This window comes from Collinsella sp. TF12-2AT, assembly GCF_003436735.1.
Taxonomy (GTDB): Bacteria; Actinomycetota; Coriobacteriia; order Coriobacteriales; family Coriobacteriaceae; genus Collinsella.
Genome location: NZ_QSQK01000019.1, coordinates 1 through 24,866, shown reverse-complemented (window position 1 = coordinate 24,866; position 24,866 = coordinate 1). Strand labels below are relative to the sequence as shown.

Sequence of the window (24,866 nt, the reverse complement as noted above, 5' to 3'; positions counted from 1 at the left end):
AATGTGCTTTCCGTCTTGCGCAGGACTGTAGAGCAGCAAACTTAACCCCCGCCCTCAGCCCCGGAAGCCCTCCCGGATGGCCCCAAAAAATTTTTCAAAAAAGTTGTTGCGCGCCGGACAGACTTCTGTGTATACTAATCCCCGCAGCGCACGCGAGCGGAAACAAACGCGAACGCCTGCCTGGGGAGTTAGCTCAGTTTGGTTAGAGCGCCGGCCTGTCACGTCGGAGGTCGCGGGTTCGAGCCCCGTACTTCCCGCCAACGCAATTAAAGCCACGTCTTCGGACGTGGCTTTTTGCGTTTGATGCACTTTGTTTCGATAGAACGATCGCCCTGGCGCATCTTCGCCCAGAATCCCCGCGCCTTCGGGAACGCAAGTAAAATCTAATAAGTCTATCTGTCTGAACAACAGCTTTGTTGCGCAACACCTGTTCAACGAGACAGGGGGTTAGGTTATACTAAATTGCACTGTAGGCCGCATCTGATGCATTTCGCTCCAAGCGCGGCACTCAGTGGATATCCGATTTACCATTTGGATGTCCTGCGGTCATTTAGCGTCTCGACACAAGCTCGGCCCCGGAGCTCGTTCGAGCTGTTCGTATTCCTTGAAAGGGGAAAAATGGACATATCGAGGAAGACTGATTACGCCCTTCGTATGCTGGCGATGCTTGCCGAGGATCCGGAGCGTTTGCTTTCTGTTCGCACCGCTGCCGAAGAGGTCAATGTTCCGTATTCGTTTGCCCGCTCGATTCAGCACGGTTTGGTCCAGGCCGGTATTGTGGAGAGCCTGCGTGGCGTCCACGGTGGCATGCGTCTCAAGGTCAGTCCGGACGACGTCACCATCCGCCAGGTCGTCGAGGCCGTTCAGGGCCCTATGGTTATGAATGATTGCACCGCACCCGATGGCGACTGTGCACGCATGGGCACGTGCTGCTATCATCCCCTGTGGGCCGGAGCTCAAGCGTTGATGCGCGATTACCTCGATTCCGTTTCGCTCGGCGACATCGTCGCTCACCGCCAGTTCCCGGCCGTCGATCCCAAATTCGCCGACCGCGAAGCGTTTCCCGAGTACGCCACCTGCGCGTGCGCTTGCCGGGAGGAATAGCGCCGCATAAGGAGCATAGATATGATTCAGGACCCCTTTCGTTCGATGATTCGTTCGGAAGGGGTCCTGCGTTATCGCGACCTTCCGTGGCGCCGCACGCGCGATCCGTACATCATTTGGCTTTCTGAGGTCATGCTGCAGCAAACACAGGTACCACGCGTGGAGACGCGTATGCCGGCGTGGCTCGATCGCTTTCCGACCGTGCAGGCGCTTGCCCAGGCCGCGCCTTCCGATGTTTTGGACGCTTGGCAGGGCATGGGCCACAACCGACGCGCTCTGGCGCTTCACGGGGCCGCTCAACGGGTCGTAGAGGATTGGGGCGGGGAGTTTCCGCACGAGACGCGTGACTTGGTCGCTCTGCCTGGTATTGGCCCGGCAACGGCGCAAGGTATCCGGTCGTTTGCGTTTGATCTTCCGGGCGTGTATCTGGAGACCAACGTGCGCACGGTATTTCTGCATCACTTCTTTCCCGATATGCCGGCTGTTCCCGATCGCGAGCTGGTGCCGCTGATCCAAGCCGCCTGTCCGGCGGCCCCCGGTGCGGCGACCGACGAGATCGCTCCCTTTGCCGTGCCGCTCGATGATGCCGACACGCCGCGCGCGTGGTATTACGCGTTGCTGGATTACGGCGCATATCTAAAAAAGACGTTGCCCAATCCGTCCAGGCGGTCGGCGGGCTATAGCCGTCAATCAAAGTTTGAGGGCTCACGTCGCCAAAAGCGCGCGCATATCGTGCGTATGTTGCTGGCAGCGCGCGATGGCCAGCCGGCGGGGATTACGCTTGCTGATACCGTGGTGGGCGTTAACGAGATGGAAGCGGCAGCCGGTCGCGGGCCGGTCGAGTGCGACTTGATCGCGGGTATTCTAGCTGACCTGGAGCGTGAGGGCTTTTGCCGAGCCGAGGGCGATCGCTGGCTGAGCATTTAGCCCGTGCAAATCTGAAGAACAGGATTGTAAGGTTTAGATTTTCGGCAGGGGGTACCATAAAATAAGGCCGCTCAAAGCCTATGGGCGGCATGTATTGAAGGGAAGTACACCTATGGATTTTGAGAGCTCCCAAACCAAGAAGAACCTTGAGACCGCTTTTGCCGGTGAGTCCCAGGCGCACACCAAGTATCGCTACTATGCATCCAAGGCTAAAAAGGACGGTTACGTTCAGATCTCGAATATCTTTGCCGAGACGGCGGGTAACGAGTCCGAGCACGCCAAACTGTGGTTTAAATATCTGCACGACGGCGCCGTTCCGGGCACTCTGGACAACCTGCGCGACGCCGCCGCGGGCGAGAACTACGAGTGGACCACGATGTATGACGAGTTTGCCAAGACCGCCGAGGAGGAGGGTTTTGCCGAGATCGCCGAGAAGTTCCGTGGCGTCGCCGCCGTCGAGAAGGCCCACGAGGAGCGCTACAACAAGCTCGTCGAGCGCATTGAGTCGGGCGAGGTGTTTGAGCGCGAGGGCGTAAAGGTGTGGAAGTGCCTGAACTGCGGACATCTGCACGTTGGTGCCGAGGCACCTGAGGTGTGCCCGGTGTGTAACCACCCCAAGGCGTACTTTGAGGAGCAGGTGGTGAACTACTAGCGCTTGGCGCTGGCTGCTGCGGAGCGCAGGGCGGGGAAATACCTTTCCCTCTCGCTCACGGCTTCGCAGAGTCGCGCGAGGCAAAGGTATTTCCCCGCCTTGCGCTCCGGCGTTGGGTCGTCGCGTGCTCGATACAGAAAAGCTGATAAAAAAGGTTGTGTGCCGCCCCTTTTTGGGGCGGCACGTTTTTGTGGGGTCCCGGTCTTCACAATTTTCGTCAAGTTTTTGGTTAGATTTTGGTCAGTTGGCGTAAGAGTGGAAGGCCAAAAGATTGCTGGCGAAAAAAGCTCAGAGAAAGTGCTGGTAGGGGAGTTGTTGAGCTTTTCGACGGCTTTTGAGCAAAAGAAACTTTGTGGCTATTGCCGGCGATTGCGTTGTCGCGGTCATGGCGGTGCGGGATGCTGGTCGTAAGCGTCGAATGCTCCGATTTTGGAGGCCAGCATGGATCTGTTTCTTGAGACTCCGCAGCAACAAGCTGAGCGCATGCTGCGTCAGCAGCAACGGCTCATGGAGATGCAAATGCAAGGGGCGGCAGCCCAGCCCTTTGCGCAAAATGTCGTGCCCGCTGCTGTACCTGCAGCTGTGCCCGGGTGTGAATCGGCGCCAGAGGCCTATTCCGTACAGCAGGATTCATATGCACAGGAGCTCGCGTTCGATAAACGTCGTGCGCGTCACCGTCGCTGGGCCCAGCGCCTGCGTACGCTGGCGATGATCGTGCTGATTCCGCTGGGGCTCGCGACAATCTTCTTGGCCTCATATGCCCTCACGTGCATTCTCAACGGCGCCTCGCCCAATGAGGTACTTCAGCACTTGGCAGCTCTTGGTCAGCGCTTGGGGGATGTCGCAGCAACTATCCGCGCCAGCTGGGAGAGCTAGCAGACCAGCACCCATAGCGCAAAGGTAACTTGTCTGCGCTCGATTGGACATGAGCTGCGTTTGACAGGGTAAGATTAATCGCGGTTTTTGATTGGTGCTCGATTGGGTTTGTTGGGCGGAGTTTATGTCTGCTATTGATATTGTGCTTGTTGTGATTGCCTTGGTGGCGGTGGGGGTTGCTGTGGCTTGCGCCCTGCAGCTTAAAGGTCTTCGTGCCGAGCTGCGGGAGCGTGGCGACAGCGACGCCGAGACGCTCGCGGCGCTCGAGCAGGCCAACAGTACACTCGATACCCTCAACGTCGCGTTGGCCGAAACCCGACGCACCGCAAACGCCATCGCGCAGCAGCAGACGACCGATGCGGCCGTGGAGCAGCAACGCTACCTGACCATCGCGCGTGAGTTCTCGCAGGCCGGCGACCGCATGGACGACCTGCGCCGCGAGACGGCCCAACAGCTTGGCGCCAACCGCGAAGGCATCGAGCACCGCTTGGACAAGGTGCGCGAGACGGTCGATGCCCAGCTGGGCGCCATCCGCAAGGACAACAACGCGCAGCTCGATCAGATGCGCGCGACGGTGGACGAGAAGCTCTCCCGCACGCTCAACGATCGTCTGTCGGCATCGTTTAAGCAGGTGAGCGACCAGCTCGAGGCTGTGTACAAGGGGTTGGGCGATATGCAGTCCATTGCCACCGGCGTGGGCGACCTTAAACGCGTGCTGGGCAACGTGAAGGCGCGTGGCATTTTGGGCGAGGTGCAGCTGGGCGCGATCCTGGCGGACATCCTTACGCCCGACCAGTATCTGGAAAACGTCGCCACCAAGCCCGGCGCCTCGGAGCGCGTTGAGTTTGCCGTCAAGCTGCCGGTAGACGAGGGCGACCCCGTGCTGCTGCCAATCGACTCCAAATTCCCGGGCGATGCGTATGAGCATTTGCTCGACGCCCAGGAGTCGGGCGACGCGGAGGCCGTCGCCGCCGCGCGCAAGACGCTCGACACCATGGTGAAGCGCGAGGCAAAGGACATCTGCGAAAAGTACCTGAGCGTGCCCGCGACCACCAACTTTGGCATTCTGTTCGTTCCGTTTGAGGGCCTGTACGCCGAGATCGTCACGCGCCCTGGGCTTATCGAGACCCTGGGCCGCGACTATCACGTCAACGTTGCCGGTCCCAGCACCATGGCGGCCATCCTCAACAGCCTGCAGATGAGCTACCAGACGTTTAAGCTGCAAAGACGCACCGACGACGTGCTACGCGTGCTTTCCGCCGTCAAGGCCGAGCTGCCGCGCTATCAAGCGGCGCTGCGCCGCGCCCAGCAGCAGATCGAGACCGCGGGCAAAACGGTCGAGGGCATCATCACCACGCGCACCAACGTTATGGAGCGCAAGCTCAAGGATATCGACGCGCTGGAAGATGCCAAAGAGGCCGACGAGATCTTGGGACTTACGTCCGCGGGCCTGCTCGCAGACCAAGAAGACGAGGACTAGCGGCACTTGACGGCGGGGCGTCTGCGCAGGCGCCCCGCCGTGTTTCACAACGCACTTGCCTAAAGCGCACTTTAATGTGCAACAATGGCCTTTCGCCCTATCAGACGCGAAAGGAAGCCCATGTCTCAGAGAAGCACCAGCCCGCTCAAACGCTCAACCGTGCGCCGCACGCTGCAGCGTTTTTGGGATGTCACGCGCACGCAGCCGCTGATCGTCTTTCTCTCGGTGTTCTCGTCGGCGGGCTACATCTTTTTGCTCACGTTTGCCAACACCTACGTTATGGCCCTCATCGTCGATCGTGTCCAGGCCGGCCCCGTAGCGGGCGACCAGGTGTTTGAGGTCTTCGGTCCCTACATTTTGGCGCTCGTGCTCGTCAACCTGGTGGGTCAGATTCTCTCCAAGCTACAGGACTACACCGTCTACAAGCTCGAGATTGCGGGCAACTATCACCTGGCGCGCCTGTGCTTTGACACGCTCTCCAATCAATCCATGACATTCCACACCAGCCGCTTTGGCGGATCGCTCGTGAGCCAGACGAGCCGTTTTATGAGCGGCTACACGGGTCTGGTCGACGTGACGGTGTATTCGCTCATTCCCACCATCACCTCGGTTGTCTGCACGGTGACGGCGCTCGCTCCGGTGGTGCCCACATTTACCGTGATCCTGGTGGGCATCATGGTCGTCTACATCGCGTTTGTCTGGCTTATGTACAAGCACATCATGCCGCTTTCGGCCGCGACGTCCGCCGCGCAAAACAAGCTCTCGGGCGTGCTGTCCGACGCGGTCACGAACATCCTGGCTGTCAAGACCTGCGGGCGCGAGGACTTTGAGCGCGACCTGTTCGATGCCGCCGACCGTGCCGCGCGCGATGCCGAAACGGTATCGATGCACGCCATGATGCAGCGCAACTTTACGACCTCGGGCCTTATCGTCATCACCATGGCCGTGGTGAGTGTGTTCGTGGCGGGCGGCAACGCGTGGTTTGGCATCTCGGCCGGCTCGCTCGTCATGATCTTTACCTACACGTATAACCTCACCATGCGTCTGAACTACGTGAGTTCCATGATGCAGCGCATTAACCGCGCGCTGGGTGACGCCGCCGAGATGACGCGCGTGCTGGACGAGCCGCGCCTGGTGGCGGACGACGAGCATGCTCCCGAGCTCAAAGTGACCGAGGGCGCGATCGATTTTGAGCACTTGAGCTTTGCATACCGTGACGCCGCGGCGGGCGATAGCGTGTTCGACGACCTGACGCTCCATGTGCCGGCGGGCCAGCGCGTGGGCCTGGTGGGTAAATCGGGCTCGGGCAAGACGACGCTCACCAAGCTGCTGCTGCGCCTGGACGATGTTCAGGGCGGCCGCGTACTCGTGGACGGTCAGGATGTCTCGCGCTGCACGCAGCAGAGCCTGCGCCGCCAGGTTGCCTACGTGCCGCAGGAGGCGCTGCTGTTCCACCGCTCCATTCGCGAGAATATCGCCTACGGCCGCCCCGACGCCACCGACGAGCAAATTCGCGAGGCGGCGCGCCTGGCCAATGCCCTGGAGTTTATCGACCGCCTACCCCATGGCTTTGACACCATGGTGGGCGAGCGCGGCGTCAAGCTTTCGGGCGGCCAGCGCCAGCGCGTGGCCATTGCCCGTGCCATCCTCACCGACGCGCCGATTCTGGTACTCGACGAGGCGACGTCTGCCCTCGATAGCGAGTCCGAGGCGTTGGTGCAGGAAGCTCTCGAGAACCTGATGCGCGGCCGCACCTCCATTGTGGTGGCGCATCGCCTGTCCACCGTGGCGGCGCTCGACCGCATCGTGGTACTGGCGGATGGCGAGATCGTCGAGGACGGCACGCATGTGCAGCTCGTCGAGGCGGGTGGCGAGTACGCGAGCCTGTGGAGCCGTCAGACCGGCGCATTCTTGGAGGCGTAAACGTCTCGGACGTGGGACAATTGTGCCCATAAGTTTATTGTGCCGTTGAGCCGAGGAGTCGTTATGCCACGCGAGACCAATGCCGCCAAGCGCGAGCGCGCTATCGAGGTGTGTGAGCGCCTCAACCGTCGCTATGGCCCGGTCGAGTGCTTTTTGGACCACGAGAATCCCTTCCGCCTGCTGATCGCGGTGCTGCTTTCGGCGCAAACGACCGATGCGCAGGTCAACAAGGTGACGCCGCGGCTGTTTGCCCAGTGGCCCACGCCCGAGGCCATGGCCGGGGCGAGCGTAGCTGACGTGGCAGACACCATCAAGTCGCTCGGCTTCTACAAGAGCAAAGCCAAGCATGCCGTCGAGGCCGCGCAGATGATCGTCGCCGACTATGACGGCGAGGTGCCGGCCGACATGAAGGAACTCGTGAAGCTGCCGGGCGTGGGACGCAAGACGGCGAACATCGTGCTCAACGTGGGGTATGGCATCGTGGAGGGTATTGCGGTGGACACGCACGTCAACCGCATTGCGCACCGCCTGATGCTGAGTCCCAAGACGCATGCCAAGGAACCGCTCAAGACCGAGCAGGATCTGCTCAAGATTTTGCCGCACGAGTATTGGGAGTCGGTCAACCATCAGTGGATCACCTTTGGCCGCGAGATCTGCGACGCCCGCAAACCCAAGTGTGACGAGTGTCCGCTGGCAGATTTGTGCCCCAGCGTGCGCGTTTTGGGGTAGCTGCCCGGTGCGCGCCGGCGCGTCCGCCCCATGCGTTACCATGACAAACAATAGTTTTGATGTACGACCCGCCGAGCCTGCCCCGGCGGGCTTTTGGCGTTGCGATGCCGGAGGACCACATGCTCATTCACCGTATAGCCGCGCAGCTCTACACTGCCGAGGCACTGCAGACCGTCGAGGCCGGACTCGATGCCGGCGAGGACGTGACGCTGGCCGTGTCGCAGTCGGGCCGCACGCTCATGGCGGCAGCTCAGTTTGCGCGCCGTCCGCGTCCCACGGTCTACATCGTGAGCGGCGAGGACGCGGCCGATCGCGCCGCGCGCAGCCTGGCCGCCTATGTGGGTCTGGCGCATGTGTGCCGCTTTCCCGAGCGCAAAGACTATCCATGGCGTGAGCAGGCGCCCGACGACGCCGTGGTGGCCCAACGCTGCGAGGCTTTAGGGCGCATCGTGCGCGGCGATAACTGCATCATGGTCGCCTCGGCCCGCGCGCTACTGCGTTGCGTGCCGCCGGTCGAGAGCCGCTATTGGGAGTCCACCACCTTTGCGGTGGGCGAGGAGATTCCCTTCGACGAGGTGCCGCAGCGCCTGGTGGGCATGGGCTACACCAATGCAGGTGCCGCCGACGCGCCCGGCCTGTTCCGTGTACACGGCGATACCGTCGAGGTGTTCCCCGCGCAGGAAAAAGCACCCGTGCGCATTGAGTTCTTTGGCGACGAGATCGACCGCATCCGCCGCATGGTGAGCTCTACGGGTCAAACCATCGGCAACGAGGACAGCATCGAGATCTTCCCGTGCCGCGAGCTGGCGCTCACCGACGAGGCCGTCCACAACATGCATGTGGCGCTCTATCGCGCCAGCCAGAGCGATAGCAAGCTGGCGGCGCTGCTCGAGATGGTGGACGCGCGCATCGTCACGCCCGAGCTCGACCGCTTTTTGCCGGTGATGTACGGCCAGACCGTGAGCCCGTTGGCGCACGTGAGCGGCAAGGCGCTTGTGGTCCTGTCCGAGCCGCGCTCGCTGTTCGATGACTGCCTGCGCGCCTACGAGGATATCGAGGCCCGTGCCGGCGAGGCGGGGATTGACCGTCTGGACGGCCTGTACGTGCGTGCCCAACAGCTCGACTTTGGTGCTCAGCAGCGCCTGAACTACGTGAGCCTGATTCGTGCCGGCGGTGCGGTTACAGCCGAGCTCAAGATTGAGCAGCCGGCCATTGCGGGCTCGGACAATCGCTTTATGACGCGCATTCAGGAGGTCGTGGGCAAGCGCTATGCCTGCGTGTTTGCCATTCCCGACCGCGGTGCGCGCGAGTCGATGGAGCTCACCTTTGGCGACGAGGGCATCACCTTTGAGGAGTCGCTGACGGCCGCCCCCGAAAACGCCGGCGTTATCGGCGACCGCGTGCGCGTGGCGGCGGCGGATTCTGACGACCGTGCTGCTCGTCAGGCGGCCCATGCTTCGATTCGCGAGCGCCATGCCGACGCGCTCAACGCCCGCTCGCTCGAGGCGGGCGCGGCCCAGGCTGCCGCTGGTGCCGCCGTGCCCACCATCTCGCGCGGACGCGTGACCTTTGTGGATGCCGCTCTACCGCAGGGCGTGGTGGTGCCCGATGCCAATCTGGCCGTGTTCTCGATCGCCGACCTCAACGCCCGCATGGACGCCAACCGCGCGCGCAGCCGCCGCAAGGTCGACATTACGCAGATCACCTTCCCCTTTAAGCCGGGCGACTACGTGGTGCACGCAACGCATGGCATCGCGCTCTTTAGCGAGATCGCGCGCCAGGAAGTGGGCGGCAAGGAGCGCGACTACTTCTTGCTGGAATACGCCGACGGCGACAAACTCTATGTGCCGCTCGAGCAGGTCGACCGCATCACGCGCTATGTTGGCCCCGACGGCGATAAACCGCGCTTGACCAGGCTCAACACCGCCGACTGGACGCGTGCCACCAACAAGGCGCGCAAGAATGCCAAAAAGCTGGCGTTTGACCTGGTCGACCTGTATACGCGCCGCTCTTCGATTACCGGTATCGCCTGTCCGCCCGATACGCCCGAGCAGATTGAGATGGAGGAGAGCTTCCCCTACGACGAGACGCGCGACCAGCTGGAGGCTATTGCCGACATTAAGGCGGACATGGAGGCACCCAAGCCCATGGACCGCCTGCTGTGCGGCGACGTGGGCTTTGGCAAGACCGAGGTCGCCCTGCGCGCAGCGTTTAAGTGCGTGGACTCCGGCCGCCAGGTCATGGTACTCTGCCCCACGACTATTCTTGCCCAGCAGCACTACGAGACGTTCTTTGAACGCTTTGCCCCGTTTGGCCTTGAGGTCGAGGTGCTCAGCCGCTTTCGCACGCCGGCGCAGCAAAAGCGCGCGCTCAAGGCGTTTGCCGAGGGCACGATCGATGTGCTGATCGGCACACACCGTCTGCTTTCGGCCGACGTGAACCCCAAGAACCTGGGCCTGGTGATCATCGACGAGGAACAGCGCTTTGGTGTGCAGCACAAGGAGCAGCTCAAGAACCTGCGCGAGCAGATCGACGTGCTCACGCTTTCGGCCACGCCCATCCCGCGTACCATGCAGATGGCCACGAGCGGCGTGCGCGACATGAGCCTGATCACCACGCCGCCGACCGGGCGCCGTCCCGTGATTGTGCACGTGGGGGAGTACGACCCCGACGTGGTGAGCGCGGCGATTCGCCTGGAGGTGGGTCGCGGCGGCCAGGTGTACTACGTGTCCAACCGCGTCAAGACCATCGACGACGCCGTGGCGCGCGTGCACGAGGCCGCGCCCGAGGCGCGCGTGGGCGTGGCGCACGGCAAGATGAGCCCGCGCGAGGTCGAGGACGTGATGATCGAGTTTGCGACCAAAAAGATCGACGTGCTCATTGCCACGACCATCGTGGAGAGCGGTATCGACAACGCGTGCGCCAACACGCTCATCATCGAGGATTCGCAGCGCCTGGGCCTAGCACAGCTCTACCAGCTCAAGGGCCGTGTGGGCCGCTCGGCCACGCAGGCCTACGCATACTTTATGTTCCCGGGCGAGCTGCCGCTCACCGAGGAGGCAACGGCGCGCCTGACTGCACTTTCCGAGTTCCAGGACCTGGGCAGCGGCATGCGCATCGCCATGCGCGACCTGGAGATTCGCGGCGCCGGCTCGCTCATGGGTGCCGAACAGCACGGTAACCTATCGAGCGTGGGCTTTGACCTGTTTACGCAGATGCTGGGTCAGGCCGTGGCCGAGGCGCGCGGTGACGACGATGCCGGCGTGGAGGCGGCGAGCGTGGGCATTAACCTGCCGGCCGATTACTTCTTGTCCGAGGAGTACCTGCCGGCGGTGGACCAGCGCGTGCTCGTGTACCGCAAGCTCGCGGCGGCCGAGGACCTGGAGAGCATCGACGAGGTACAGGAAGAGACCGAGGCCGCGCATGGCGAGCTGCCGTTGGCGGGACTCAATCTGTTCAACCGCGCGCGTATCCGTATCCGCGGCGAGCGCTTGGGGCTCGAGAGCGTCACGCTCAGCGGCGGGCGCATCACGTTTTTGGGCGTCGACGTGCCCAAGAAGGTGGCCTTTGAGTTCAAGAATCGCTATGGCGCGGTGAACTTCCCCAAGAGCCGCAAGCTGTCGGTGCCTTACAAGGCGGGCGCCGGTGCGGGCAGCGGCCTGGGCCGCGGTCTCGACGCCAACGACGGCACCGGCCCCGTGGCCGCGGCGCTCATGCTGCTGCAGCAGCTGGGTGCTACTGACGATGACTAACAAGTAAGTCGGTGGGACAAAGTTATCAGTAGTTTTTGTCCCAGGTGCGATAGTCGCATCGAGCCTGTCAACGCAAGCGACCCTGGGACAAAACTACTGATAGCTTTGTCCCGCCACGTTGCGGGTCGACCCTTCGCCCGATGGAAAGGAAAGCATGTTCGGGTACATCTACAAGAAAGACGCCGCTGCCATTGCGGTTGTCCTATGCCTTTGTCTGGGCGTGGGCAGCTTTTTCGATTATCAGATCTCGAGCGCGCTGTTCAACATCGGCAGCATGTACGGCCGCTTTATCGAGGCCGCCGGCGAGCTGCCGTTTGAGCTGACGGCGAGCGTCGCGGGCGTTATGCTCGTGCGCGCGGTGCGTCCCGACTCCAGGGGGAGCAAATGGCTCGCCGTGCTCGGCATCCTCGTCAACGTTGGCCTGGCCGGCTACGAGATCGTCTCGTCCCTGAAGGTTGGCGGCAAACTCATCGCTGTCCAGTTGGTGCTGACGTTTGTGCTGGTCATCGCTGCCAACCTTGTCGTCTATCGCCTTACGCGCGATACCGATCCCAAAGAGCTCACGCGTTGGGCGTTGATGGTGCTTGCCGTGTGGGTCGCCCAGGCCATTATCCTCAACGTGATCGTCAAGCCGCTGTGGTCGCGCCCGCGCATGCGCGTGATTGAGGTGACGCAGGGGCTCGATTTTCAGCCGTGGTGGGTGATCGGTAACCCCGACAAGTGGTCATATATCGCCGCCGGCGTGATCAAGGACGGTTTCAAGTCGTTTGCGAGCGGACACACGGCGCACGCGGCGATCGGCCTTATGCTCGCCGGGCTTCCCGCGGCGGCCTTTAAGGAAAAACCGTCGCGCCGTCGTGTGGTCTTTTGGGTGGCGGCTGTGGTTGCGGCGCTCGTCGCCTTTGGTCGCATTGTGATCGGTGCGCACTTTTTGACTGATGTGAGCTGCGGCTTTGCCCTGGTGCTGGCACTTGAGTGTCTTGCCGCGCGCATTGCCTATCCGGGCGGCGTACAATAGCTGCGTTTGAATCATCGGGCCCATGCCCGGCTAGAGAGGATTGCCATGCTCGCGTTCAACAACGACTATTCCCACGGTGCTCATCCGGCAGTGCTGCAGGCGCTCGTCGATACCAACATGGAGCCGCAGCCCGGCTACGGTACCGATGCGCACACCGAGCGTGCCAAGCAGCTGATTCGCGAGGCCTGTCAGGCCCCCGATGCCGACGTGTTCTTGCTGGTGGGCGGCACGCAGGCCAACGCGACGGTGATTGACATGCTGCTCGCGCCCTACGAGGGCGTCGTTGCCGCCGAGACCGGCCATGTCGCTTGCCACGAGGCGGGCGCCATCGAGTTTGGCGGCCACAAGGTGCTCACCATCCCCGGCTACGAGGGCAAGATGCACGCCGAGGATCTCGAGAACTATATCCAGGTGTTCTACGAAAACGAGAGCTACGAGCACACGGTGTTCCCGGGCGCCGTGTACGTGAGTCTATCGACCGAGTACGGCACGCTGTACTCCAAGGCCGAGCTCGCGGCGATTCACGCGGTGTGCCAGAAGCGCGAGATTCCGCTGTTTGTGGACGGTGCTCGTCTGGCCTATGCACTGGCGGCCGATGAGTGCGACATTACCCTGCCCGAGCTGGCGCAGCTGTGCGACGTGTTCTATATCGGCGGCACCAAGTGCGGCGCGCTTTGCGGCGAGGCTGTGGTGTTCTGCGGCATGCACGCTCCGGCGCATCCCATTCCGCGTATTAAGCAGCATGGCGCACTGCTCGCCAAGGGCCGCCTGACGGGCGTGCAGTTTGAGGCGCTCTTTACCGATGGCCTGTATTTTGAGATTGGTCGACAGGCGATTCAGACGGCCCAGGCGCTGCGTCGTGTGCTGCACGAGCGCGGCTACCAGTTCTTTTTGGAGACGCCCACAAACCAGCAGTTCGTGATTTTGCCCAACGAGGACATGGCCCGCATTCGCGAGCATGCGGCGATCGAGTACTGGGAAAAGTACGACGATACCCACACGGTGGTGCGCTTTTGCACCAGCTGGGCCACGACGCAGGAGGACATCGACGCGCTGGCGGCTGTCCTGTAGTCTGATGTAATGACAAGGGGCCGCCCTGCGCCTGAGCTTGGCGCAGGGCGGCCTTTGCTTTTGGGGAGAAGGGTTGTATGACCGAGATGTCCGAGCCGACGATTCGCCTGGCGACGCCCGATGATGCGCCGGCGTTGCTTGCCATCTATGAGCCGTATGTGCGCCAGACGGCGATTACCTGCGAATACGAGGTGCCGAGCGTTGAGGAGTTCGCCGGGCGTATTGAGCGTACGCTCAAGCGCTATCCGTATCTGGTGATGGAGTTGGACGGGCGTCCGGTAGGCTATGCCTACGTGAGTCCGCTTAACAGCCGCGAGGCATACGACTGGTCGGTCGAGACGTCGATCTACCTGGCACGCGATGTGCGCCATGGCGGGCTGGGTCGCAAGCTGCACGACGCGCTCAAGCAATGCCTGGTCGCGATGGGCATCACCAACATGTGCGCGCTCATTGCCGTGCCGCACGATAAGGACGACGAATACCTGACGCACAACAGCCAGGATTTCCATGCCCATATGGGCTACCGCCTGGTGGGCGCCTTCGACCGCTGCGCCCAAAAGTTCGGCCGCTGGTACGACATGTGCTGGATGGAGTTGGTCCTAGCCGAGCGCACGCCCAACCAACCCAAACCAACCTGGTTCCCCGACCTCCCCAGACCTACCATTTAGGGACAGGTTTATTTTGGCAGGTTAGCCGATGGGCTCGGTGTATTTGGCGCGGTCGGTGCGCTGGATACGCTTGGAGATATGGAGCGGGCGGCCGTCGGTGTCGTAGACGTAGTCGGTGATTAGGATCAGCGCCTGCCCGCGCTCCACATTGAGCAAAAACGCCTCGTTTTGCGAGGCATAGCACACCTCGAAGGTCTTGTGCCCCTGCGCCGGCGCGCGATGGAACTCCTGGCGCAGCGTGGCGTAGAGCGATCCGTTGATATCGCGATCGATGAGCGCCTCAAAGCTTGGCGGCAGATAGGTGGTCTCCAGGCACAGCGGTGCTTCGTCCAGATAGCGCAGGCGGACGAGCTTGACGAGTTTGCTGCCCACGGCGGCATCGAAAAACTTGGTCACGTCGCCGGCGGCCTTGGCAAAGCCCGAGTCCACCGTGCGCGTGGTGGGCTTCATGCCCTGGCCTTCGACCTGCTTGGTATAGCTCGAAAACACCAGGTTGTTCTCGTGGAGCGCCGGTGTGTCGGCCACAAAGGCGCCGCGCCCGCGCTCGGTTCGAATCAGGCCCTCGTCAACAAGCACCTTAAGGGCATGGCGCACGGTGCTGCGCGACAGGCCCGATTCGTCCATGAGTTCCATCTCGGACGGCAGTTTATCTCCGCGGGCGTAGGTGCCGGCGGCAATGCGGTCGCGAAGCGTTGCCGCCAGACGCTCGTATTGGGTCAAGTTCTTTTTCGACGAAGTGCTCATGCGAACAACCTGTATCTAACTTGTATGCTTACAGAACCAAGCATGTATCCAACATGACAACAAAATCGCTGGTAATGGATTGCCGAAAACTTTACCAGCAAAATTTCTAAGACAAATATAGCATACAACTAGTCGACATAACCAAAACGTGTATGTAACTTGTATGCCATCGAGAGCATCAAACGAGAAGAAAGGCTGATGCACGATGACTACTCAGGAACAGGTTAAGGACGTCGTCTCCCAGGTTTTGGCTGACAAGGCAGACAAGGGCGGCGTCAAGCGCGTCGTGTGGATCGGCGCCGGCGGATCCAACGGCGGCAACTATCCTGCCCAGTACTTTATGGAGCACGAGGCCACGCAGGTCGTGAGCTCCAGCTACACCAGCAACGAGTTCGTGCACGCCACCCCGGCCTACGTCAACGAGAACACCCTGGCCGTCGTCGTGTCCATGCGCGGCACCAAGGAGACCATCGTCGCCGCCCAGGTCGCCAAGGACCACGGCGCCAGCACCATCGCCATCTATGTTGACGAGTCCGGCCTCACCGAGGTCTGCGACTACAAGATCCAGTACGACAGCCTGGCCGTCGACGAGTCCTGCATGGGCCGTACCAACTCCGCCGTCGTGACCATGATCGCCATGGAGCTCACGCAGCAGACCGAGGGCTATGCCGAGTACGAGACCGCCATGGCCGCCTTCGACCTGATCGATCCCATCTATCGCAAGGCCGTCGAGTACACCCGTCCGCTCGCTGCCAAGTGGGCCGAGCAGAACGCCGACAAGCCCTGCATCAACGTCATGGCCCAGGGCCCGCTCTTTGGTGCCGCCTACGTCTTTAGCATCTGCAACGTGCAGGAGATGCTGCAGATCGACTCCTGCACCATCAACACCTGCGACTTCTTCCACGGCCCCTTCGAGATCCTGGACAAGCGCACCTCGCTGTTCCAGCTCATCAGCGTCGGCCGCAGCCGCTGCAACGACGAGCGCGGCATCCGCTTCGTCAACCAGTACGGTGGCGAGCGCGTCTATCAGCTCGACGCCAAGGAGCTCGGCCTCAACGACATCAAGGATAGCGTGAGCGAGTACTTCAACCACCTGATCTTTGCCCCGATCCTCAACAACGTGTACATGCGCGCGCTCTCTGCCGTCACCCACAAGGACTACATGACGCGCCGCTACATGTGGAAGCTGGACTACTAGGGGATAGAGCGGCCTAACAACTCGATGTCCTCATAAGTTGCGGTGGAATAGTTCCTGTTTGGGAGCGTGAAGCCTCTGTTTGAGAACTATTTCACCGCAACTGCTAGAGCGGCACTTGGGGACGTTCCCTTTCTGCCGGCAGTTAGGGACGTTCCTTTTGTGCTGGCAGTTGGGGACACTCCTTGTGTCGAGAGATTTCCCGTTCGCCGATTTGTGCCTTGAAAAATGTATATAACGACTATAACGTAGTATGAAACATATTGGAAACAATACCGAGGAGGCTGCGTTGAAGAGGAGCAATCTGGGCTATGTGCTGGTGCTGATCGCCGCGCTTATGTGGGGCAGCATCGGAATCTTTGTAAACGGCATCTCGGCCATGGGCGTTTCGTCCCAGAGCATGGCTGCCTTTCGCTTGTTGGTCGGAGCGCTTATCTTGGCGCCGGTCCTGATGTTTATGGGCTGCCGTCCGGGCGAGGGGTCTACCGTGGCTCAGGGCCCGCTGGCCCTGTTCAAGGCAAGCCCTAAAGAGCTTGTTCCCTGCGCGCTTGTCGGTATCGTCGGTTTGGCCGCCGCCAACACCTGCTATTACGAGTGCATGGGCGAGGTGGGCATGTCCACGGCCTCGGTGCTGCTCTACACCTCGCCGGTGTTTGGCGTCATGCTCGGCCGCGTGCTTTATCGCGAGGACGTGACCCCCAACAAGCTCGTTGCCATTGTCTTTAACATCGTAGGCTGCGTGCTTGCAGTGACTAATGGCGACCTTTCCGGTTTTCATTTTTCGGTTTGGGGCGTCACGTCGGGCGTGATTGCAGGCCTTTGTGGTGCGTCGCTCGCGGTGTTTAGCCGAATAGCAACCAAGACGGTCCACCCGCTGGCTGTCACGTTTTGGGGCTTTGTTTTTGGCGGTGTGGTTATGGCGGCTATCGCGGCTCCGTGGCCGGATGTCGCCGCGGCAATGTCGCCACAGCTGCTGCTGCTGTTCCTTGGCTTTGGACTCATCCCCACGGCCGTGGCTTATATCTTATATATGCAGGGTCTATCCATGGGGCTCGAGACGTCGAAAGTTCCCGTCGTAATGTCATTCGAGACGGTCGTCACCGTACTGGTGGGCATTGGTGTCTATGCCGAGCCCGCCGGCGCGATCAAAGTCCTGGGCATCGTGCTGGTGCTCGCGTCCATCCTGATTATGAACACCGACTTCTCCAAGCTGCGCAACAGTGTGTTTGTCGGTCATGTCATTGAGAGCATGACCTTTAAGCCCAACGCGTGGTGGACGGAGAAATCGCAGGACATGGATCTGTTCCGCGAGCGCACGGGCATTACGCTGGAGCCCACCGTGCAGGAAAGCCCCTGGTACTTCGTGCGATAGGGGATTGGCGGAGTGTTTGAGCAGGTAGCGCCCGGCGTTTGGCCGGGCGGTGCCTAGCCAGCGCCGACCTACCCAAGACCATCGTTTCGATTGCGTTAAACCCGTCAACGGTCGTTTTTCACCCGCGAACGGTCTTTATACTAATTAGCAATATCCGCAACGTATAAGACGTTATAATGACCATAACGAAAAGGAGGAGGCAAGATGAATCAGATCATTCTCGCATCTCATGGCGGCCTGGCCGCAGGCGCCAAAGACACGCTCGAGATGGTTCTCGGCGACGTGTCGAACGTCCACGTCGTGTCGCTTGCTCGTGACGACAAGGAGCCCATCACCAATAAGGTGGACGCCATGATCGCCACGTTCAACGCGGACGACACCGTCTATGTGCTGACCGATATGCTCGGCAGCTCGGTCAACAACAACATGGTCGAGCTTTCCAAGAACGGCACGAAGTTCACGGTTGTCAGCGGTTTCAACATCCCGCTGGCGCTCACGCTTGCTATGAGCCCCGTCCCCGTCAAGGGTGCCGAGCTCGCAGCCCTCATCAACGAGGCCCGCACCGGTCTGACCAACCCCAACGCACCGGTCGAGGCCGCCGCGGCTCCCGCCAAGAAGGCCAAGGCATCCCGTCACAGCTCCGGTCCCGCCAAGATCGTCCTCGCACGTCTTGACTACCGTCTGCTGCACGGCCAGGTCGTCTTTACCTGGACCACCAAGGTTCAGGCCGAGCGCATCATCGTCGTCGACAACGCTGCCGCCAACGATGACATCAAGAAGGGCGCTCTTAAGCTGGCCAAGCCCCAGGGCGTGCGCCTGAACGTCTTCACCGTCGAGCGTGCCCTCGCCAAGATGGACAAGCTCAACACCCTCGGTGAGCGCGTCATGTTCGTCTTTGGCAACACGGCCGAGATGCTGCAGTTCTGCCAGGGCTACAAGCTCGACGCCATCAACCTGGGCGCCACCGCCAACCACGACGGTGCCGATCAGATTGGCGGCAAGGACAGCTCCGTCTTCCTCGACGCCACCCAGAAGGCCGACGTCAACCAGCTGCTCGACATGGGCATCAAGCTCTATGTCCAGCAGACCCCTACGTATCAGAGCGTCGACATCGACGCCAAGCTGTAATCAACCAGGCTTTTGCCTGACTGAAAGGAGAAGGGTATGAATACGTTCATCAGTGCGGTGCTCGTCGGCCTCGTCGGCGTGTTCTGCATGTGGGACTCCCGCCTGCTCGGTCGTCTTAACTTCGAGCAGCCCCTCGTTGGCGCTACGCTCGTCGGTCTGCTGCTGGGCGATGTGCCCACCGGCCTTGCCGTCGGTGCCGCCGTCGAGCTCGTGTCCATGGGCCTGGTGCAGGTCGGCGCCGCCGTTCCGCCCGATATGGTCCTGGGCGGCATCGTGGCCGCTGCCTTCGCATGCCTGACCGATGCTTCCGCCGAGACCGCCATGACGATCGCCATCCCGGTCGCCGTCCTGGGTCAGCTCCTCGGCATCGTGTTCCGTTCCATCATCGCCGCCCTCACCCATGTGGCAGATAACGCGATCGATAACGGAAAGTTCAAGACCGCCTACCGTATGCACATCTGCGCCGGCTCCGGTCTGTACGCCGTCATGTACTTCCTGCCGATCTTCCTCGCCGTCTTTGTTGGCACCGACCTGGTTCAGGCCATCGTCAACATGGTTCCCGAGTGGCTGTCCACTGGTCTTAACGTTTCGACCAAGATCATGACCGCCTACGGCTTGGCCCTGCTGCTCACCATGATGATCAAGAAGGGTATGACTCCGTTCCTGTTCATCGGTTTCCTGCTCGCCGCTTACCTCAACCTGTCCGTCATCGCGGTCGCTCTGATCGGTGTGTGCCTGGCTGTCGTCTTCATGGGCTTCAAGTTCAACGGTTCCCATGCAGCCGCCGGTGTCGATTCCGACTACGATCCGCTCGAAGACGACGAAGACTAAGGAGGAACACACTATGGCAACCGCAACCAAGGACGTGTCCCTGAACAAGAAGGTCAGCCAGTTCTTCTGGCGCTCCTGGGCCATCCAGGCCTCTTGGAACTACGAGCGTCAGATGAACATGGGCTTCCTCTACGGCATGGTTCCCACGCTCGATCGCCTCTATCCGGATGAGTCCGACCCCAGGCAGCTCGCTGCTAAGAAAGAGGCTTACCACCGTCACATGGCGTTCTACAACTGCACCCCGCAGACGAGCGCTTTCATCCTGGGCCTCTCCGCCTCCATGGAGGAGGAGTACGCCAAGGATCCCGAGAACTTCGATCCCGATTCGATCAACGCGGTCAAGACCTCCCTCATGGGTCCGCTTTCCGGCATCGGTGACTCCTTCTTCCAGGGCACCATCCGCGTTATCGCCTTTGGCCTGGGCGTTCAGCTGGCTCAGCAGGGCTCCATCATGGGCCCGATCCTGGCTATGCTCATCTCCATCGTCCCCTCTGTGCTGATCACTTGGTTCGCAGCCAAGATGGGCTATCAGGGCGGACACGAGTACCTGAGCAAGCTTCAGGGCGGCGACCTCATGGAGAAGCTCATGTATGTCTGCGGCATCGTGGGTCTTATGTCCGTGGGCGGCATGATCGCTACGCTGATCGGCGCCACCACCCCGCTGCAGTTCGCTGAGGGCACCGTCGTGATCCAGGACATCCTGGACGGCATGATGCCCCAGATGATTTCCCTTGGCCTCACTGGCCTTATGTACTGGCTCATCAAGAAGAACGTCAACACCGGTTGGCTTCTCGTGATCGCCATCGTGGGCGGCATCGCCCTCTCCGCGGCCGGCATCCTGGCCTAGTCGCGACCAAGCGCCTAATCGCTTTCCCCCGGGGGCCTGCCTGGCATCCCATACCCCAGGCAGGCTTCCATCCCTAAATGTGTCAAAGGGACAGTTCCTTTGTCACATCCTCAACGGGCCGGCGACTCGGTCCAAATCACGGTAACCCTGCGAGCGCCCGGCAATGTGGCGCCGCAAAAATCGAAAGGAATGTGTCAGATGTACGAGATCGACCTTAACCTCCCTAAGCAGATCGTCGCTGACGTCCTGTCCAACCACGAGATCCACAGCGTCGCCTTCGTCGGCTGCGGCGCTTCCATGTCCGACCTTTACCCCGCCAAGTACTTCCTGGCCAACAACACGGACAAGCTGAACGTTCAGATCTTCACCGCTAACGAGTTCAACTACGACACGCCTTCCTGGGTCAACGAGCACACCTTCGTGATCACCTGCTCCCTCGGTGGCTCCACGCCCGAGACCGTCGAGGCCAACAAGACCGCCAAGAAGCACAACTGCCCGGTCGTCTCCCTCACCAACAAGGCTGGCTCCGCTCTGACCGTCGACGCCGACCACGTCATCGTTCACGGCTTCCACGCCAACTACGCTGCCAAGTGCGAGAAGCCCGGCTACGCCATCGCTCTTGCTCTCGAGATCCTTCAGCAGACCGAGGGCTATGACCACTACGAGGACATGATCACCGGCCTCACCAACGTCTTCGATCTCTGCGAGAACGCCGCTCAGCACTGCAAGAAGCTCGCCAAGAAGTTCGCCGAGGACTTCAAGGACGACAAGATGATCTACTTCATGGCCTCCGGTGCCTCCGAGAAGATGGCTTACTCTCACGCCGCCTTCCTGTTCACCGAGATGCAGTGGATCGACGCCGCCGCCTACAACACCGGCGAGTACTTCCACGGCCCGTTCGAGGTTTCCACCGAGGGTAAGCCCTACGTCTTCTTCATGTCCGATGGCGCTACCCGTCCGATGGACGCCCGCGCCCTCACCTTCCTTGAGCGCATGGGCGCCAAGGTCGCTCTGATCGACTCCAAGGACTACGGCCTGGCTGACGCCGTGCCCGCGAGCGTCATCACCTACTTCAACCCGCTGCTGCACCTCGCCGTTATGCGTGAGTACGGCAACCAGATCGCCGAGGCCCGTCAGCACCCGCTGACCATGCGTCGCTACATGTGGAAGCTTTCCTACTAATCACAAGTAAGTAGACCTTACGGGTTGATTGAGAGGGGATGGGGTTTGCGCCCCGTCCCCTTTTTTGCTCTGGGGAGGGCGTGTCTGTCGTGTCGCAAAACCCCAGATAAAACCTACCAAAATAAACCTGTCCCTTTTTGGCAGGTGGGAGGAGATGCGTATGATCAAGGCAGTGCTGTTTGACATGGACGGCGTGCTGGTCGATACCGAGTGGTTCTACAACCGTCGCCGCGTGGCATTTATGGAAGAGAAGGGCTTCCACTTTGACGAGATCCCCGATCTTTCGGGGTCTAACGAGCCCGCCATTTGGAAGGCGCTGGTGCCCGACGATGTTGAGCTGCGCGAGCGCCTGCGCGTGGAGTACAAGCAGGTCTACAGCCCGGACCACCCCGTTCCGTATGCCGAGCTTCTCAACGAGCAGACGGAGCCGGTGATGCGCAAGCTGCACGAGCGCGGCGTGAAGTGTGCCATCGCGAGCTCGTCCTATCGCGAGCTCATTGACGAGCTGGTGGAGATTGCCGGTATCGCCGACGTGCTGGACTACACCATCAGCGGTCACGAGTGCAGTGCGTTTAAGCCCGACCCCGAGATCTACCTGCGTGCCATGGAGGCGCTGGGGGTGGAGCCTGCCGAGTGCCTGGTTATCGAGGACTCGCCTTTGGGCATCGAGGCCGGTAAGCGCTCCGGCGCCCGCGTCCTGGCACTGCGTCCGCACGAGGGCGTTAACCTGGACCAAACGGGAGCCGACGCCGTCATCGACAACCTCGCCGACATTCTGACCGCTTTGTAGCGTCAATTCGCCGCAAGAAGTGCGGATTCACACGTCTCTTGCGGTGGATTGGCTCATTTTGGCTTCAATTTAGATCCGTTTGGCTTCGACTCGGACTAAGTGAGTAGACTTTTTGGCACATGCCGAGCACAAAGCGTATCTGCCTTAGTAAAACCGCAGGTCGGAGAGGTGGCTGTTTTGAGTGTGCTTGGTAGGTCGCGAAAAGCCTACTCACTTAGAATTTGGCTCTTTGGTTGGGGAGCTGCTGGCTCGTTTTGGTTGTCGAGAGAGGGTGAATTGAAGCGCCCTCTCGCGCTCCATGCTACAATCGCCGGCATGCCCCACAATTACATCTGCCTTCGAAAGGAGCCTACGTGGCGAACGCCATCGATCAGCTCACGGACCGCGTGCTCGTGCTCGGCCGTCTCACCATCGTCCGCCGCGCCATTACTGCCGTGGCGGTCACCATCTCCGCCGTTCTCCAGACATTTCTGATTCAGGCGTTCATTCGCCCCGCCGACCTGCTTCCGAGCGGCCTCACCGGCGTCGCGGTCCTGCTCGATCGCGTCACCTCGCTCGGCGGCGTTCATATCGACATCTCGCTCGGCATGCTCGCGCTCAACATCCCCGTGGCGCTCCTTTGCTGGAGCGGCATCAGCAAGCGCTTCGTCATCTTCTCGATGATGCAGGTCATGCTCTCGTCGCTGTTCCTCAACATCTTTCACTTCGCCCCGTTTTTGGGCGACAAGATCATGCTCATCATCTTTGGCGGCGTGGTCTCGGGCCTGGGCGCCGCCATCGCGCTTAAGTCCGGCGCATCCACCGGCGGCACCGACTTTATCGCGCTGTGGGTTTCCAACCATACAGGCAAGACCATCTGGGGCGTCATCTTTGGCTTTAACTGCGCTATCCTGGCGATCTTTGGCTTTATGTTTGGCTGGGACAATGCGGCGTATTCCATCGTGTTCCAGTTTATTTCGACCAAGACCATCGACAGTTTCTATCGTCGCTACGATCGCGTGACGCTGCAGATCACGACGCGTAAGGCAGACGAGGTCATGACTGCCTACGTAAACCATTTTCAGCACGGCATTAGCTGCGCCGAGGTCGTCGGCGGATACAGCCGCGAAAAGATGTACCTGCTGCACGCCGTTGTCTCGACCTACGAGAGCCAGGACATTATCAAGCTGGTGTGCGACGTTGATCCAGGAGCCGTGATCAACGTGTTCCACACGCTCAACTTTGTGGGTGGCTGGTGGGGTGGTCATGTCGACGAGCCTATGCCCACGGCCGTTCCCGATCCCGACAAGCCCGCGCGCATGGCCAGCAGGCAGGCGCGCCTCAGCGAGCAGGACAGCCTGCAGCAGGACGACGGCAAGTAGGGTATTGGCATTTTGCCGGCCCGGCGCAACCCTTCCGCATGAGCCCCTCGAAAGCCCCGTTGCTTTCGAGGGACTTTCGTTTGCCCAGATAAAACCTACCAAAATGAAGCTGTCGCTTTTTGGTAGGTGGGGTGTATCGTTTTATCAATATGAGGTAACATGAAACTAGACGTTATATACGTATTAGTTATTTCGATATTTCGATAAGAGTGATTAGATATGCCTGCACCCAAAAATGCACCGCTTTACCAGCAGATTTATGACGAAATCAAAGATGCGATCGAGAAAGGTGTTTATGCACCCAAGGAGCGTATTCCGTCCGAGCTCGAGCTTGCCGAGCAGTACGACGTGAGCCGAATTACGGTGCGTCGCGCCGTCGAGGAGTTGTGCTCCGATGGCTACCTGGTTAAGCAACAGGGCCGCGGCACCTTTGTTTCCACACCGCACATCAATCGTCAGTTCCATGCCTCGACGCTGCAGACGTTTACCGCGCTGTGTGCCGGCAACGGCATGAAGGCCGGTGCGCACGTGGTCGATCGCCAGATCGTTCCGGCGCGCCAAAACGAGATGGAGTTCTTTGGTCTGCAGAAGGATGCGCTGCTACTGCATATCAAACGCGTGCGTACGGCCGATGGTGAGCCCATCTTTGAGGAAAACGTCTTTGTGCCGTTTGACGCCTACCGTGAGCTGTTGACGGCCGATCTTGAGGACAAGTCGATTTTTGCCGAGGTCGAGCGTGTTGGCGGAACGCCGATTGTCTCGGTTGGCTACCGCACGGTCGAGGCCGTTCGTGCCAATACCGAGCAGGCGGCTGAGCTGGGCATTGCTCCGCACGATCCGCTGCTCAACCTGCGTGCCGGCTTTATCGGCCCCAATGGCGAGCCGGTTTTGATGGGTAAGCAGTACTACGTGGGTAGCCGTTACGTCATGGTGATGTAAGTTACGCGGTTTTACCAAACCGTGTAACGGGCCGACGCTGCGCCCTTGGTTCCGCCGTTCTAACGAACGGCGGACCGGTCGACGCTGCAAACGCCCCTAAGCGGCAATCTGACGTTCAATCGTCGGTCGCGTACCGAAGTACGCTTCCCTCCTCTTTCACGTCACCTTGCTCGCTTGGGGGCGTTTTCGCTGACTTATGCTCAACTGGCGATGTTTCCGCGCTTATCAAGATAGTCATTGGGTGTTCCTATAGTTTTGTCAACCGTCGGGGCTACTC

General features: G+C 60.7%; 21 protein-coding genes and 1 tRNA gene. 21 read left to right on the top strand and 1 reads right to left on the bottom strand.

The window, feature by feature from the left end; translation table 11 throughout:
- Window positions 1-182: 182 nt before the first annotated feature.
- The 12 genes from DXD24_RS09810 (at window position 183) to DXD24_RS09755 (ending at window position 14,200) form a co-directional block, all read left to right on the top strand.
- A tRNA-Asp gene (locus DXD24_RS09810) sits at window positions 183-260 on the top strand.
- Window positions 261-618: 358 nt separating this feature from the next.
- A complete protein-coding gene (locus tag DXD24_RS09805; protein WP_117629049.1) occupies window positions 619-1,104 on the top strand; it encodes an Rrf2 family transcriptional regulator in 486 nt (161 codons plus the stop codon).
- A gap of 21 nt (window positions 1,105-1,125) precedes the next feature.
- Entirely contained in the window at window positions 1,126-2,031 is a 906-nt protein-coding gene (locus DXD24_RS09800; protein ID WP_117646628.1) for an adenine glycosylase, read from the top strand.
- Between the two features lie 112 nt (window positions 2,032-2,143).
- Window positions 2,144-2,683 (top strand): rubrerythrin, encoded by a 540-nt coding sequence (gene rbr, locus DXD24_RS09795; RefSeq protein WP_117646627.1) that lies wholly within the window; start codon window positions 2,144-2,146, stop codon window positions 2,681-2,683.
- 441 nt (window positions 2,684-3,124) lie between these two features.
- Window positions 3,125-3,559, top strand: a complete 435-nt coding sequence (locus tag DXD24_RS09790) for a hypothetical protein (RefSeq protein WP_117646626.1) — start codon at window positions 3,125-3,127, stop codon at window positions 3,557-3,559.
- Between the two features lie 124 nt (window positions 3,560-3,683).
- Window positions 3,684-5,039 carry a DNA recombination protein RmuC gene (locus DXD24_RS09785; RefSeq protein ID WP_117646625.1) on the top strand — a complete coding sequence of 452 codons (1,356 nt, stop codon included), beginning with the start codon at window positions 3,684-3,686 and terminating at the stop codon, window positions 5,037-5,039.
- A gap of 120 nt (window positions 5,040-5,159) precedes the next feature.
- Complete coding sequence (locus DXD24_RS09780) at window positions 5,160-6,962, top strand: ABC transporter ATP-binding protein (RefSeq protein ID WP_117646624.1); 1,803 nt, start codon at window positions 5,160-5,162, stop codon at window positions 6,960-6,962.
- 63 nt (window positions 6,963-7,025) lie between these two features.
- Window positions 7,026-7,691: an endonuclease III gene (gene nth / locus DXD24_RS09775; protein ID WP_117646623.1), complete on the top strand. Its 666-nt coding sequence runs from the start codon at window positions 7,026-7,028 to the stop codon at window positions 7,689-7,691.
- A gap of 119 nt (window positions 7,692-7,810) precedes the next feature.
- The gene (gene mfd / locus DXD24_RS09770; RefSeq protein WP_117646629.1) at window positions 7,811-11,443 is read left to right on the top strand and encodes a transcription-repair coupling factor; all 3,633 of its coding nucleotides are present in this window, start codon (window positions 7,811-7,813) and stop codon (window positions 11,441-11,443) included.
- A gap of 154 nt (window positions 11,444-11,597) precedes the next feature.
- The gene (locus DXD24_RS09765) at window positions 11,598-12,461 is read left to right on the top strand and encodes a phosphatase PAP2 family protein (RefSeq protein WP_117646622.1); all 864 of its coding nucleotides are present in this window, start codon (window positions 11,598-11,600) and stop codon (window positions 12,459-12,461) included.
- Between the two features lie 45 nt (window positions 12,462-12,506).
- Complete coding sequence (locus DXD24_RS09760; RefSeq protein WP_089573229.1) at window positions 12,507-13,532, top strand: low specificity L-threonine aldolase; 1,026 nt, start codon at window positions 12,507-12,509, stop codon at window positions 13,530-13,532.
- A 77-nt stretch (window positions 13,533-13,609) separates the two neighbouring features.
- A complete protein-coding gene (locus DXD24_RS09755) occupies window positions 13,610-14,200 on the top strand; it encodes a GNAT family N-acetyltransferase (protein ID WP_117564959.1) in 591 nt (196 codons plus the stop codon).
- Between the two features lie 21 nt (window positions 14,201-14,221).
- On the opposite strand, the gene DXD24_RS09750 is transcribed toward DXD24_RS09755, so the two are convergent.
- A complete protein-coding gene (locus DXD24_RS09750; protein ID WP_117646621.1) occupies window positions 14,222-14,944 on the bottom strand; it encodes a GntR family transcriptional regulator in 723 nt (240 codons plus the stop codon).
- 205 nt (window positions 14,945-15,149) lie between these two features.
- Here DXD24_RS09750 and DXD24_RS09745 point away from each other — a divergent pair, with 205 nt between their 5' ends.
- From DXD24_RS09745 to DXD24_RS09705, 9 genes are all read left to right on the top strand, one after another.
- The gene (locus tag DXD24_RS09745; RefSeq protein ID WP_117646620.1) at window positions 15,150-16,142 is read left to right on the top strand and encodes an SIS domain-containing protein; all 993 of its coding nucleotides are present in this window, start codon (window positions 15,150-15,152) and stop codon (window positions 16,140-16,142) included.
- Between the two features lie 286 nt (window positions 16,143-16,428).
- Window positions 16,429-17,511 (top strand): DMT family transporter, encoded by a 1,083-nt coding sequence (locus DXD24_RS09740; protein ID WP_158550182.1) that lies wholly within the window; start codon window positions 16,429-16,431, stop codon window positions 17,509-17,511.
- Between the two features lie 204 nt (window positions 17,512-17,715).
- Complete coding sequence (locus DXD24_RS09735) at window positions 17,716-18,639, top strand: PTS mannose/fructose/sorbose transporter subunit IIAB (RefSeq protein ID WP_117646618.1); 924 nt, start codon at window positions 17,716-17,718, stop codon at window positions 18,637-18,639.
- 36 nt (window positions 18,640-18,675) lie between these two features.
- Window positions 18,676-19,470 (top strand): PTS sugar transporter subunit IIC, encoded by a 795-nt coding sequence (locus DXD24_RS09730; protein WP_055310098.1) that lies wholly within the window; start codon window positions 18,676-18,678, stop codon window positions 19,468-19,470.
- Between the two features lie 13 nt (window positions 19,471-19,483).
- Window positions 19,484-20,317: a PTS system mannose/fructose/sorbose family transporter subunit IID gene (locus tag DXD24_RS09725; RefSeq protein ID WP_117646617.1), complete on the top strand. Its 834-nt coding sequence runs from the start codon at window positions 19,484-19,486 to the stop codon at window positions 20,315-20,317.
- 198 nt (window positions 20,318-20,515) lie between these two features.
- Window positions 20,516-21,499 carry an SIS domain-containing protein gene (locus tag DXD24_RS09720; protein WP_229077274.1) on the top strand — a complete coding sequence of 328 codons (984 nt, stop codon included), beginning with the start codon at window positions 20,516-20,518 and terminating at the stop codon, window positions 21,497-21,499.
- A 160-nt stretch (window positions 21,500-21,659) separates the two neighbouring features.
- A complete protein-coding gene (locus tag DXD24_RS09715) occupies window positions 21,660-22,289 on the top strand; it encodes an HAD family phosphatase (protein WP_158548982.1) in 630 nt (209 codons plus the stop codon).
- 353 nt (window positions 22,290-22,642) lie between these two features.
- Window positions 22,643-23,650, top strand: a complete 1,008-nt coding sequence (locus tag DXD24_RS09710; RefSeq protein WP_117565047.1) for a YitT family protein — start codon at window positions 22,643-22,645, stop codon at window positions 23,648-23,650.
- A 219-nt stretch (window positions 23,651-23,869) separates the two neighbouring features.
- Window positions 23,870-24,589 carry a GntR family transcriptional regulator gene (locus tag DXD24_RS09705; protein WP_117565046.1) on the top strand — a complete coding sequence of 240 codons (720 nt, stop codon included), beginning with the start codon at window positions 23,870-23,872 and terminating at the stop codon, window positions 24,587-24,589.
- Window positions 24,590-24,866: the final 277 nt, after the last annotated feature.